The sequence below is a fragment of the Streptomyces sp. DvalAA-14 genome, from assembly GCF_900091855.1.
Classification (GTDB): Bacteria; Actinomycetota; Actinomycetes; order Streptomycetales; family Streptomycetaceae; genus Actinacidiphila.
This window is the reverse complement of the sequence record NZ_FMCH01000152.1, coordinates 1-12,471: the sequence shown is the minus strand read 5'-3', so window position 1 is coordinate 12,471 and position 12,471 is coordinate 1. Positions and strand designations below refer to the sequence as shown.

Below are 12,471 nucleotides of genomic sequence, written 5' to 3'. Positions count from 1 at the left end.
TTGCCGAGCTGGCGGCCGGCCACCGGGTCCCACTCCTCGGCGAGCAGCCCCACGTCGTTGCGTACCGCCAGCAGCCGCTCGAAGAGCTCCACCGCCTCGTCCCGCCGGCCGGTGGCGTACAGCGCGTCCGCCATCCAGAACGAGCAGGCCAGGAAGGTACCCTCGTCGCCCGGCAGGCCGTCTACCGAGCCGCCCTGGGCGGTGTAGCGCCGGACGAAGCCGCCGTGGTCCAGCTCGCGGCGCACCGCCTCGACGGTGCCCGTCACCCGGGGGTCGTCGGCCGGCAGGAAACCCACCTGCGGGATCAGCAGGGTCGCCGCGTCCAGCTCGGTGGAGCCGTAGGACTGGGTGAAGGTGTTGCGTACCGGGTCGTAGCCCTTCTCGCACACCTCCGCGTGCACCTGCGCCCGCATCGAGCGCCAGCGGTCCAGGTCGCCCTTGAGCTTGGGGTGCGTCTCGACGGTGCGCACCGCCCGGTCGGCGGCCACCCAGGCCATCACTTTGGAGTGCACGAAGTGCTTGCGCCCGCCGCGCACCTCCCACAGGCCCTCGTCCGGCTCGCGCCACTTGGACTCCAGGAAGTCCATCAGCTTGCGCTGCAGGTTCCAGGCGTGCGACTCGTCGTCCAGACCGCGCTCGCGCGCCAGGTAGAGCGAGTCCAGCACCTCGCCGTAGACGTCCAGCTGCAACTGGCCGGCGGCGGCGTTGCCGACCCGGACCGGCGCGGAGCCCTGGTAGCCCTTGAGCCAGGGCACCTCGTACTCGGGCAGCCGGCGCTCACCCGCGATGCCGTACATGATCTGCAGATCCGCCGGATCGCCGGCCACCGCCCGCAGCAGCCAGTTCCGCCAGGCGTTCGCCTCGTCCAGGAAGCCGCCGGAGATCAGCGCGTTCAAGGTGAGCGCGGCGTCCCGCAGCCAGCAGTAGCGGTAGTCCCAGTTGCGCACCCCGCCGATCTCCTCCGGCAGCGACGTCGTCGCGGCGGCCGCGATCCCGCCGCTGGGCGCGTAGGTCAGCGCCTTGAGGGTGATCATCGAACGCACCACCGCGGGCCGCCAGGGGCCCTCGTACGCGCACTGCGCCGACCAGGCGTCCCAGTCCTCCAGGCTGTGCTCCAGCGCCTGGTACGGGTCCACCCGGGCCGGCTGCTTCTCGTGCGAGGGGTGCCAGGTCAGCACGAAGGCCAGCTGCTCGCCCGCGGCGACCGTGAAGTCGGCGTAGGTACGCATGTCCCGGCCGTGCATCGGCACCGCGGGGACACTGCGCAGCCATACCGAGTCCGGTCCGGCGATCGCCACCCGTTGGCCGTCGGTACGGCGCATCCACGGCACCACGCTGCCGTAGTCGAACCGCAGGGCCAGCTCGCCGCGCATCGCGACCTCACCGGTCAGGCCCTCGACGATCCGGATCACATCGGGTGCCCGGTCGCGCTGCGGCATGAAGTCGGTGACCTTGACGGTGCCGGTCGGGGTCTCCCAGAACGTGTCGAGGACGAGGGTGTCGCCGCGATAACTGCGGTGGGCGCACGGGCCGGCGTCGCGCGGAGCCAGCTTCCACCGGCCGTTGTCGCTGTCGCCGAGCAGGGCCGCGAAGCAGGCGGCCGAGTCGAAGCGCGGCAGGCACAGCCAGTCGATGGAGCCGTCCAGGCCCACCAGGGCCGCCGTCTGCAGATCACCGATGATCGCGTAGTCCTCTATGGGTCCTGGCACGTTCCGCCTCGCCGCCTTCATAGGGAGCCGGGTAGGGGTCGTTTCCCGGCGTTCCAGCCTGCCCGGCGAGGGATCAGAGCGCCAGTGCCGCACTGTAGCCGCCCTGGTCCCCCGTCTCCGTCCCGGTCCTGGTCCCCGTCCTCGTCCCGGTCCTGGTCCCCGTCCTCGTCCCGGTCCTGGTCGCGGGCCGCGTCCCGCGCCCGGGCGGCCAGGATCTCGGCGCGCTGCCGGCGCACCAGGACGACCCAGCCCACCGGGACCATGGCGGCGAACAGCCACCACTGCGCCGCGTACGCCAGGTGCGGGCCGGTGCCGGTGGGGTCGGGCGCCGCGATCAGCTCCGGCTGGGCGCCCGTGGGGCGCGGGGAGGTGCCGACGAGCTCCAGGTAGCCGCCGAGCAGTTCGCCGGGCACCTGCCGGGCGACCAGGGCGGCGCTGATCAGCGAGATCTGACGGGGCGGCAGCCCGTGGCGCTCGCGGATGCCGGTGGCGGCGCTGGTCTCGTCCGGGCGGAGCCGGCCGGTGACGGCGACCCGGCCGGACGGGGGACGCGGGATCGCCGGCGCCGCCGTGAGGTCGTCGCCGGCCGGCACCCAGCCGCGGTTGACCAGCACCGACCGGCCGTCGCTCAGCACCAGCGGGGTGATCACGTGGTAGCCGACCCGGCCGCCGCCGGCGTCCGTACGCTGCCGGGCGACGAGTTCGTGCGCGGGGTCGTAGCGCCCCTCGGCGGTCACCGGGCGGTACAGCTCCCGGCGCGGCACAGCGGCGCCGGAGCGGGTCACCGACCGGACCGGGACCGGCGCGGCCGCGAGGCTCGCGGAGATGAGCCGGTTGTCGGCCACCCGCCGCTCATGGCGGTGCAGCTGCCAGAACCCGAGCTCGACCAGGGCGGGGATGGCCGCCAGACCGATCAGGGCCAGGGACACCCACGAGCGGGTGAGCAGGAACCGGTACACCCCGCGACCGTACCGCCCGGGCGCCGGCGGCCGGCCCGTCGGGTCGCCGGAGCGGCTCCCCGGCGAGCCGGCCGCGCGCCGCTGGTCAGGCCTGGGTGACGGAGCCGACCTTGTCCACGATGCCGGCCGCGCCCTCCGCCCGGGCGCAGTGGCCGCCGCAGTACCAGTGGCCGTCCACGTCCACGCCGTGGCCGATGATCCGCACCCGGCAGTGCTCACAGCTCGGCGCCATCCGGTGGATCGCGCACTCGAAGCTGTCGAAGACGTGCACCGCCCCCTGGGCATGCACTTCGAAGCTCATCGCATAGTCGTTTCCGCATACTTCGCATCGGGCCATGAGGCACAGGCTGCGATCCGGTCGGCCGCGGGTCAACGCAGCGCGCGGGTCCGGTCCGCCGCATCACCCGAACGGAGGGCAACGCGGGCGGCCGGGACGGGGGCCGGGACGGGCCGGGCGGGCCCTGGGGTCCGGGGAGGTCAGCCGTGGACGTCCTCGGCCGGCCGGACGGCCTTGAGGAGCTCGGCGAAGGCGCGCTCGTCGATCACCGGCGTGCCGAACTCGCGGGACTTGACCACCTTCGTGGTCACGGCGTCGGGGTCGTTGGTGACCAGGACACTGGTGAGCCGGCTGACCGAGGTGGCGACATGCAGGCCCGCCTCGGTGGCCCGGTCCTCCAGCAGCTCGCGGTCCGTCCCGGTGTCCCCGGAGAAAGCCACCCGCATGCCCTGGATCAGCGGTCCGCCGGGCGCCAGCCGGCCCGGGTTGCGATACGGGCAGGCCGGCCGTTTGCGGGCCGGCCGCCAGGTGCGGTAGCCGGATCCGTACAGCCGCCCGTAGCGGGGCTCCGGGACCTGCGCCGGGCCGGGACCCGGGGCGGACGCGGTGGACGCGGCGGACGGCGCGGCGGAATCCGCCCACTCGGTCAGCGGCCGGCAGGCGTGCAGCGGCAGGGGCAGTTCGGCCGCCGCCGCCAGATGCAGGCTCGGCCGGAACGCCTCGGCCAGCACCCGCGCGTCGTCCAGCGCGTGGTGGGCCCGGCGCTGGACCACCCCGTAGTGCGCGGCCAGCGACTCCAGCTTGTGATTGGCCAGCGGCAGCCGCAGCTCCTTGGCCAGCACGATGGTGCACAGCCGGTGCTCCACCGGTGCCTGCGACTGCGCCCGGGCGTACTCGCGGGCGAGCATCGACCAGTCGAAGACCGCGTTGTGCGCCACCAGCACCCGCCCGGCCAGCCGCTCGGCCAGCTCGGCGGCGATCTCCGGGAAGAGCGGGGCGTCCGCCAGCATCGCCCCGGTCAGTCCGTGGATCCACACCGGGCCCGGGTCGCGTTGCGGGTTGACCGGCGAGTACCAGTGATCCTCGACCTCACCGCGCGCGTCCAGCCGGTAGACGGCCGCGGAGACGATCCGGTCCTGCCTGCCGAGCCCGGTGGTCTCCACGTCGACCACCGCGTAGCCCTCGGGGTAGCCGGTCGGCCACGGGGTCGGGGACGCGAGCTCGGTCAGATTGTCCAGCATGGTCACCGAGGATAAGGGCCGCCACCGACACCGCTGTCCACGGCTCCCCTTCCTGCCGGTCCCCGATCCGCCCCCGCCTGGCCGCGAGTTGCCGCCCGCCCGCGTCCGGACGAACGGCCCCGGCCGCTCCCGGCACCGGTCGAACGGGCCGCCGGCACCCCCTGCCACCAGCCCGTTCACCGCGCTGCCGCGGCCGCTTCGCGGTCGCGGACACCACGGCGCGGACCGGATGCGTCGGACACGGCCTACGCTGGACGGGACAGCCCGTCCGCTAGCGCCCGAAGGGAGGCCAGGCCGTTGCTCCTCGACACCTATGGCCGGGTGGCCACTGACCTGCGGGTCTCACTGACCGACCGGTGCAATCTGCGCTGTACCTACTGCATGCCCGAAGCGGGCCTGCAGTGGCTCGCCAAGCCCGATCTGCTCACCGACGACGAGATCGTCCGGATGGTGCGGATCGCGGTCACCGGCCTCGGCGTGACCGAGGTGCGCTTCACCGGCGGCGAGCCGCTGATCCGGCCCGGTCTGGTCGGCATCGTCCGTGCCTGCGCCGCCCTGGAACCGCGGCCGCGGCTCTCGGTCACCACCAACGGCCTGGGACTGAGCCGGACGGCCGCCGCCCTGCGCGAGGCCGGCCTCGACCGCGTCAATGTCTCGCTGGACACCCTGCGCCCCGACGTCTTCCACACCCTGACCCGGCGCGACCGCCACCACGACGTGCTGGCCGGTCTGGAGGCCGCCGTCGCGGCCGGGCTGGCCCCGGTCAAGGTCAACACCGTGCTGATGCGCGGAATCAACGACGAAGAGGCCCCCGACCTGCTGGCCTGGGCGGTGGAGCACGGCTACGAATTGCGCTTCATCGAGCAGATGCCGCTGGACGCCCAGCACGGCTGGGAGCGCACCGGCATGGTCACCGCGCAGGAGATCCTGGCCCGCCTGCGTACCCGCTTCCAGCTGACGCCGGAGGGCGGCACGGCCCGCGGTTCGGCGCCCGCCGAGCGCTGGCTGGTGGACGGCGGCCCGGCCCGGGTCGGCGTGATCGGCTCGGTCACCCGCCCCTTCTGCCACGCCTGCGACCGCACCCGGCTGACGGCCGACGGCCAGGTGCGCAACTGCCTGTTCGCCCGGGAGGAGTCCGATCTGCGGGGGGCGCTGCGCTCGGGGGCCTCCGACGCGGAGATGGCGGACCACTGGCGGGCAGCGATGTGGGGCAAGAAGGCCGGCTCGGGGCTGGACGACCCGGCGTTCCTGCAGCCCGCCCGGCCGATGTCAGCGATCGGCGGCTGAATCCCCGGCGGCCGGCTGCGCCTCGGCGGCGGCCCGCTCCCAGTCCGCCAGCGTCACCACGTCCTTGAGGAAACTTCGCATCCCGAGGAACGCGGCCAGGTGCTCACGGTGTTCGTCGCAGGCCAGCCAGGTCTTGCGCCGCTCCGGCGTGTGCAGCTTCGGGTTGTTCCAGGCCAGTACCCACACCGCGGCGGCGCGGCAGTCCTTGGCCGAACAGATCGGCGTCTCGTCGTTCACAAGGTCCAGTAAACGCCCTTGGAAAAGCCCTCGGAAACGCCCGCGGAAAGGGCCGCCCGAGTCCGCCCCGAACATGGCGACGCCGGGCAGCCACGGGGGGAGCCGCCCGGCGTCGGTCCGTCGCTCCGACGGGGGATGCGGAGCGCGTACGAAGTATGTCACGCGCTCAGCCCGTCGTGGAGAGGTATCCGCACGATTGATCTGAGCTTTTCTTGAGGTTTCACATCCGGTTTCAAAGGTCCAGACCGCCCGCTTCAGCGGGCCGCCTCGGCCCCACCGGCATCGGGCTCGGCGGACGGCTCTGCCGGGTGCTCGCCCCCGCGATCCGCCGAGGATTCCACTTTCGTTGCCTCAAGCACCGGTCTTACCGGTTGCGGGATGTACGCCGCCGGGGCCACCGGGGTGTTCTCCCGCCCGGCGTTGGCGATGACCACGGCCACATAGGGCAGTCCCACGCCGGCCACCAGCATCACCCAGGCCACCGGGCGCTCCACGTTCCACAGCACCACGGTCAAGATCACCGAAACGGTCCGGATCGACATCGAGATGATGTAGCGGCGCTGCCGGCCGCGCACATCCTCGGTGAGCCCGGCCCGCGCCCCCGAGATCCGGAAGACCTCCGACTCCTGCCGCTTCCGCATGCCGTCCACCACCCGCTCGATTCGCCGGACCGTGCTGATCACCGGTCCCGCGCCCCGTCCCGGCCAGGCACCACCGTACGCCGACCCGCGCTCGCGCAGGGCAACCGGGCACGGCCCGGTTACGGACTCCGGCCCGCCGTACGGGAAATGGCCCAGCCGTCCGGCGTCAGGCCGGCAGCTGCCGCAGCCGCTCGGCCGGCACCGCGTCGGTGAGCCACACCCCGTTGGCGCTGACCCGGAACTCGTGGCCGGCCGCCGCCAGCCCCGCCGCGTCCACCGCCAGCACCACCGGACGGCCGTGCCGAGCCCCCACCCGCAGGGCCGTCTCCACGTCCGCCGACAGGTGCACGTCCTGCCGCGACATCGGCTTCAGCCCGTCCCGCAGGATGAACGGCACCGTGGCCGCCGCGGTCCCGTGGTAGAGCACGTCCGGCGGCGCGCTGGCTGCCAGGCCCAGCTCCACCGCCACCGAGTGCCCCTGGCTGGCCCGGATCCGCCGCCCGTCCTCGGAAAAGGCGAACCGCTTCTTGTTGTTGTTCGCCACCACATGGTCCAGCTCGGCCCGCGAGAAGCGGCGGCCCTTGGCGGCGCACGCGGATATCAGCTCGTCCACATCCACCCAGCCGCCCTCGTCGAGCACCACGCCGACCGTCTCGGGCTTGTGCCGCAGCACCATCGCCAAGTACTTCGACACCCGGACCAACCGCTTGTCGTCCACCGCTGTCAGACCCCCTGACTGACCGAACTCATATTGAAGTCCGGGATCCGCAGCGGCGGCGCCGCGGCCCGGGTGAACCAGTCGCTCCACTCGCGCGGCAGCGTCCGCTCGGTGCGGCCGGCCTCGGTGGCCCGGCCGAGCAGGTCGACCGGCGACTCGTTGAACCGGAAGTTGTTGACCTCGCCGGTCACCTCGCCGTTCTCCACCAGGTAGACCCCGTCCCGGGTCAGGCCGGTGAGCAGCAGCGTGGCCGGGTCGACCTCCCGGATGTACCACAGGCAGGTCAGCAGCAGGCCCCGCTCGGTGCCGGCCACCATCTCGGCCAGCGAGCGCTCGCCGCCGCCGTCCAGGATCAGATTGTCGCCGGCCGCGGCGACCGGCAGCCCGGTGAGTGCGGCGCTGTGCCGGTTGGTGACCAGCTGGTTGAGCGTGCCGTCCCGCACCCAGTCCACCGGGCGGATCGGCAGCCCGTTGTCGAAGACCGAGGCGTCGTCACCGGAGGCGTAGGTGACCACGAACGGGGCCGCCTCCAGGCCTGGTTCGGCCGGGTCGCTGCGCAGTGTCAGCGGCAGCGCCGCCAGCTTCTCGCCGATCCGGGTACCGCCCCCGGGCTTGCTGAACACCGTGCGGCCCTCGGCCGCGTCCCGGGCGCCGGACGCCCAGAGTTGGTAGATCAGCAGATCCGCGACCGCGGTCGGCGGCAGCAGCGTCTCGTACCGCCCGGCGGGCAACTCCACCCGGCGCGCGGCCCATTCCAGCCGCCGGGCCAGCTCGGCGTCCAGGGCCAGCGGGTCCACATCGGTGAAGTCCCGGGTGGAGGCGCCCGCCCAGGCCGACTTGGCGCGGTCCGGGGACTTGGCGTTGAGCTCCAGGGTGCCGGTCGGCTGGTCGTGCCGCAGCCGCAGCCCGGTGGACGTGCCCAGATACGTGGAGGTCACCGCGTGGTACGCGAATCCGTACAGCTCCCGGCCGCCGGCCCGCGCGGTGGCGAACGCCTCGCCGAGCGCGGGCGCGAAGGAGGCGAAGACCTCGGAGCCGGTCTCGGCCGGCCCCTCGGTGAAGTCGGCCGATCCCGGCGTACCGGACACCAGCGGCTGCGCGTCCTCGGCCGGCCCCGCCGCCCGCGCCGCCGCCTCCGCCGCCCGCACCAGCGGCTCCAGCTCGTCCGCGGTCACCGCGGACCGCGACACCATCCCGGTGGCCGCGCCCTGCCCGCCGTCCACCACGGCGATGACCGTGAGCGTCCGGCCCCGGGTCACGCCGTTGGTGGTCAGCGTGTTCCCCGCCCAGCGCAGATTCGCGCCGGACTCCTCGTCGGCGATCACCACGCAGCCGTCCGCCCGGGACAGCTCCAGCGCCCGCTCGACGATCTCGTGCGGCTTCGTCCCCGTGCTCATCGCCCCGCCTCCTGCGTGGTGTTGAGAATGCTGACGCCCCGGAACAGCGCCGACCGGCAGCCGTGGCTGACCGCGGCCACCCGGCCGAGGCGGCCGTCGCGGAGCGCGCAGGCCCGCTGGCCGGTGCACCGGACGGCCTCGACGGTGCCGGGGGGCATACTCCTCCGATCGGCTTTTGTGCAGGTCAGGCTCTGTTTCATGGTCTCCCCTCGAGCTCTGTTCACACCGGTTGGAACCGGACCGTGCGGGGCAGTGCCGCGACTTGGCATCGACCTCTGGGCACCTCCTCGGGGCCGCCGGGCCGGACCCCGCCATGGAGTTCTGGATCAGGAAGAGATTACGGCCTGGGGAGGGATTGCCGGTGCCGGGCGGGCTGCTGGGTGGACATCTTCCGTAGCGGAGTGCTCGGTCGCGCACTCGACCGCAGAGCTTCCGCACCGCACGCGCGGCCGCGCCGAGGTGCGGTTTCGGAAAATCATTCGCGCCCGGAGGTCTTCGAACCGGAGACTGGCGGGTCGATCGCATCGGACAGAGAGGGGTGGCAGGCGCTGATGTACAACCGTGACACCCTGCCCTTCCCGGAGAACCGGGTGCCCCGCCTCACTTCCGAGGGCATGCGGGACTGGGACGAACTGGACCCCGCCCGCCATCCGTTCGCCTGGGACGGGGCCGAGGAGGCGCGGCTCCGCTTGCTGGTCGGCGCGTGGGTGCCGCCGGTGCCTTCCGGTAGGGCCGGCTGGTGGGAGGGGGAACGCTGGTGCGAGAGGCAGGTGGACGGGGTCATCCGGGAGCGGTACGGCGCCTGGGCCTGGGGATGGAGCTGGTCCCACCACGACGGCGGGCCCATCGGCAGCTGGGTCGGAGCGAAGTCGGTGACGACCCCCGACGCAACCGCGGCACGCGTCGTAGCGGCGCTGCTGGAGTGGCGGCAGTGGCTGGAGCGGGCGGCTCGGCGCTTCGCCGAACTGGCGCCGCCGCCGGACGCCGCACCCGAGGACCGCGGCCGGCACCTGGAGCGGGCTTGCGCCCGGCTTGTCACCTTCGCGCTGGGCACGGGTTCGGAGGGCGGCTGGTACGGGAAGGCCTCGATGGTGCTGTGCTGGTATCTCATCACCACCGGCATGGACCGGGCCGAAGCCGTGCGAGCGGTGGACGGCGCGATCGGCGGCCGGTTCGAGAGCTGGACCGTCCCGCAACGGAAGCTGATCGCATCCGTCGGAAAAGACCTCGCCGCCGGCGTCACCGGCCGGGCCCCCTACCGGGACGACCGGGACAGGCAGGCTCCGGGGGATCTCCATGGCCACGACTGACAGCCTCTCGGCCTGGCTGCGCGTGCGCCGTGAAGCCGACTGGCGTCAGGCACCGGTCCTGCGGCGGGATCCGGCCGCTCGCGACGGTTTCCGGGCCTGGTGCGAAGGACCGGTCCGCCGGCGCGACCCCGTACGCGCCGAACGTCTGCTCGCCGCCCACACCCTGGCCCGGGCCGACGCCGGCCGCCGCACCCCGCTGGACTTCGCCCTGCTGGCCGGCTGGCAGCGCGAGGTCCTGGGCGTGGCCGAGGCACCGTTCCGCACGAGTGACGCCTGTGCGAAGGCCGGCCGCGAACGCTACGGACTGACCGCGCGCACCCGGGCCGACTTCGATTCCTGCCTGCGCGACACGACCGACCCGGACATCCCGCTGGCGGCCCGCGCGGCCCGCGCCTACCTCGACGTCGCGTTCTTCCACCCCTTCACCGACGGCAACGCCCGCGCCGCCCTGCTGACCCTGGTGTACCTCTTGGCCCGGGAGGACATCGTCCTTCCCGAGGTCGGCCCTCTCCCGATCACCCGCTACGCCGACGACCCGGCCGGCGCCGCCGACCTCGCCACCCTCATCGGGGTGCTCAACCACCGACGGCACTGACCTGAGCCACCCGGCACCCATGTCCCAGAAGGCCAGGGCGATGTGGCCGTCGTTCACTCCGTCATGAGCGTCCGGCCTCGGCACGTTGGTGACTGCGCTGCGTCGTGAGGGTGTCGGATCCCCGGGCCGGGGCCGTCCGTGGAAGCTGTCGCTGGCGGGGCGGCGTGCCGACCCGCCGGGTAAGTGACAAGAACACGGTGCTTGGCCACGCGCCGATTATTCGCCTGCATCGCGAGCCGGGAGCGGATCCAGCGTTTTGCGCAGAGCCCCCTTGGCTCCCTCAACGGACGGATCCGCCGGCAGGCCCGCCAGGCTCAACCCCGGTGGACCGTCAGTGCCTGAGGGCGACCGCGGGATGACGAGGTCTCGGCGGGGTCTGAACGCCGGTGTGGGACGACCCGGTCGGCGGTCCGGTCCCTCGGCGGATCAGTCCTCGGACAGGAGCCAGCCGATGTGCAGTTCTTCCGCGCCCGGGCGAGACGTCCGCAGGAGTTCGGCGCGCTCGGGGTCGTTTGCCGGGAGGTAGTCGGCGAGGGTGGCCTGCGCGGCGATTGTCTGGGGCCGGGCGCCGAGGGCGGCGCGCAGGTGGAGCGATCGGCGCAGCATCGCGATCCGCTCGGCGGGTTCCTTGTGGGGTGCGAGGTGCCGGATGATGTAGGACTCGAAGTAGCCGTCGCCGGAGTTCGTCGCGATCTCGAGCGCAGTCTCGTAGTGGGACAGGGCGCCGGCCGGGTCCTCGTCGATGTTGTCCAGCAGGACGGCCCAGTGGTACTCGGCCCAACCGCGCTGCTTCTCATCGCCGCTCCCGGCGGCCGCGCGATAGCCGGCCTCGGCCGCGGCGCGGTCGTCGGCGCGGGGGTCGCGCTGGAACAGCAGGCGGCTGTAGGCCAGTCGCGCCGTGAGCAGGTGCGCGGTCGGCGATACGGGTTCGAGCGCCGCGACCGCCTTCTCGGCCTCCTCGTGACCCTCGATCCGGAAGAACCAGCGGTCGACGGCGATCTCCGCGCGCAACTCGGGCTCGGTGCCCGGGCCCAGGACGGCGAGCGCGGCGTCCCACTCGCCGAGCAGCTGCAGGCGGCGGGCTATGTAGGTGTCATCGGGTATCATGGTGCCTACAATAAGAAGCGGCGATGTAGGTGGTCAAGTGCAATACGGTGACTACATTGGGAACGTGACGCGGTTGGCCGTCGAACTGGCCAATACCGGGACGCTCGACCGGCACGGCGAACTGGTCGCCGCGTTCTTCGCGGAGCACGAGGTCACTCCGCCGCCGGACGGTGACTACGGCGAGCTGCCGGACCTCGTGCGCACGGCCCTGGCGCAGTCGGTCGACGGCGCCGCCCCCGAAGCAGTGCACCGCCTGCTGCGCGACTATCCGCCGGAGATGCATCTGTCCGACCACGACGGACTCGACGGCTGGCACATCCACTTCAGCCGCAACGGCACCCCGGCCAAACGCTGGGTCGGCCAGGTGGTCGCCGCCAAGCTCGCCCTGGTCGCGGCCGGGGACCCGGCGGTGACGCTGGGACGATGCGCCGCGGCCGGGTGCGGGAACTACTTCGCGGACCAGTCACGGAACCGGACGCGCCGTTTCTGCTCCAACGCGTGCGCGAGCCGGACGACGGTAGCGGCCTACCGGGCCCGGGCGGCAAAGGACTCCGGCCGGCCCCGGTGAGGTCGACCGGCGGACGGTGGTCAGGGCGCGGCGTCCTTCCAGCGGCGTGCCCGCGCGAGCAGTTCGCCACAGCCCGTAACGCCCGCCATGGGCACATCATCCGCTGGAAGGGGTTCGCCGCCCATCTCACCGAAACATGCACCTCCGACAGCGCCAACGTGATCGCGGACGTGGCCACCCCGTCGGCCGCCACCAACGACGGCCTGGCCCTGCCCGGCATCCACACCCGCCTGGCCCGTCGCGGGCTGCTGCCCGCCGAGCACCTGGTCGACGGCGGCTGCACCTTCCTGGTCCACCTGGAACAAGCCGCCCGCGAACACCGGATCACCGTCACCGGACCGCTGCCGGGCAACCCCACCCGCCAGCGTGCACGATCAAAGAGTTCGCCCACAGATACGGAATGCGCCAGTGCCGCTACCGAGGAC

14 protein-coding genes and 1 pseudogene are annotated in these 12,471 nt (G+C 73.0%); 5 read left to right on the top strand and 10 right to left on the bottom strand.

The genetic code is table 11. The features are described from left to right. The 4 genes from GA0115240_RS07285 to GA0115240_RS07270 form a co-directional block, all read right to left on the bottom strand. Positions 1-1,709 (bottom strand): glycoside hydrolase family 15 protein (locus GA0115240_RS07285; protein ID WP_093735835.1); only part of this gene is annotated, 1,709 nt, incomplete at its 3' end. A gap of 17 nt (positions 1,710-1,726) precedes the next feature. Then, the gene (locus GA0115240_RS07280; protein WP_093735830.1) at positions 1,727-2,668 is read right to left on the bottom strand and encodes an SURF1 family cytochrome oxidase biogenesis protein; all 942 of its coding nucleotides are present in this window, start codon (positions 2,666-2,668) and stop codon (positions 1,727-1,729) included. 85 nt (positions 2,669-2,753) lie between these two features. After that, a complete protein-coding gene (locus GA0115240_RS07275; RefSeq protein WP_093735829.1) occupies positions 2,754-3,005 on the bottom strand; it encodes a hypothetical protein in 252 nt (83 codons plus the stop codon). A 140-nt stretch (positions 3,006-3,145) separates the two neighbouring features. After that, the gene (locus tag GA0115240_RS07270) at positions 3,146-4,186 is read right to left on the bottom strand and encodes a DEDDh family exonuclease (protein ID WP_093735834.1); all 1,041 of its coding nucleotides are present in this window, start codon (positions 4,184-4,186) and stop codon (positions 3,146-3,148) included. A 297-nt stretch (positions 4,187-4,483) separates the two neighbouring features. Here GA0115240_RS07270 and moaA point away from each other — a divergent pair, with 297 nt between their 5' ends. After that, entirely contained in the window at positions 4,484-5,473 is a 990-nt protein-coding gene (gene moaA / locus GA0115240_RS07265; RefSeq protein ID WP_093735828.1) for a GTP 3',8-cyclase MoaA, read from the top strand. Here moaA and GA0115240_RS07260 read toward each other — a convergent pair. The 5 genes from GA0115240_RS07260 to GA0115240_RS36695 form a co-directional block, all read right to left on the bottom strand. Further along, positions 5,456-5,710 (bottom strand): hypothetical protein, encoded by a 255-nt coding sequence (locus GA0115240_RS07260; protein ID WP_093735827.1) that lies wholly within the window; start codon positions 5,708-5,710, stop codon positions 5,456-5,458. The genes moaA and GA0115240_RS07260 overlap by 18 nt on opposite strands. A 254-nt stretch (positions 5,711-5,964) precedes the next feature. Further along, positions 5,965-6,351, bottom strand: coding sequence for a DUF3099 domain-containing protein (locus tag GA0115240_RS07255; protein WP_093735833.1), 387 nt, complete (start codon positions 6,349-6,351; stop codon positions 5,965-5,967). 166 nt (positions 6,352-6,517) lie between these two features. Next, positions 6,518-7,069, bottom strand: coding sequence for an RNA 2'-phosphotransferase (locus tag GA0115240_RS07250; RefSeq protein WP_093735826.1), 552 nt, complete (start codon positions 7,067-7,069; stop codon positions 6,518-6,520). A gap of 5 nt (positions 7,070-7,074) precedes the next feature. After that, on the bottom strand, positions 7,075-8,466 hold the full coding sequence (locus GA0115240_RS07245; RefSeq protein ID WP_093735825.1) for a metallopeptidase TldD-related protein: 1,392 nt from the start codon (positions 8,464-8,466) through the stop codon (positions 7,075-7,077). Further along, positions 8,463-8,624, bottom strand: coding sequence for a hypothetical protein (locus GA0115240_RS36695; RefSeq protein WP_176725004.1), 162 nt, complete (start codon positions 8,622-8,624; stop codon positions 8,463-8,465). The genes GA0115240_RS07245 and GA0115240_RS36695 overlap by 4 nt, the downstream gene beginning before the upstream one ends. A gap of 393 nt (positions 8,625-9,017) precedes the next feature. Here GA0115240_RS36695 and GA0115240_RS07240 point away from each other — a divergent pair, with 393 nt between their 5' ends. Then, the gene (locus GA0115240_RS07240; protein ID WP_237554680.1) at positions 9,018-9,776 is read left to right on the top strand and encodes a hypothetical protein; all 759 of its coding nucleotides are present in this window, start codon (positions 9,018-9,020) and stop codon (positions 9,774-9,776) included. Next, positions 9,763-10,371, top strand: a complete 609-nt coding sequence (locus GA0115240_RS07235; protein WP_093735824.1) for a Fic family protein — start codon at positions 9,763-9,765, stop codon at positions 10,369-10,371. Before GA0115240_RS07240 ends, GA0115240_RS07235 begins: the two co-directional genes overlap by 14 nt. 426 nt (positions 10,372-10,797) lie before the next feature. On the opposite strand, the gene GA0115240_RS07230 is transcribed toward GA0115240_RS07235, so the two are convergent. Beyond that, entirely contained in the window at positions 10,798-11,478 is a 681-nt protein-coding gene (locus GA0115240_RS07230) for a hypothetical protein (protein ID WP_237554679.1), read from the bottom strand. A gap of 64 nt (positions 11,479-11,542) precedes the next feature. Between GA0115240_RS07230 and GA0115240_RS37885 the strand changes: the two genes are divergently transcribed. Together GA0115240_RS37885 and GA0115240_RS07220 are read left to right on the top strand one after the other, a co-directional pair. Further along, positions 11,543-12,046: a CGNR zinc finger domain-containing protein gene (locus tag GA0115240_RS37885; protein WP_256069593.1), complete on the top strand. Its 504-nt coding sequence runs from the start codon at positions 11,543-11,545 to the stop codon at positions 12,044-12,046. Positions 12,047-12,204: 158 nt separating this feature from the next. Beyond that, positions 12,205-12,471: pseudogene (locus GA0115240_RS07220) on the top strand (hypothetical protein); the annotation flags it as partial.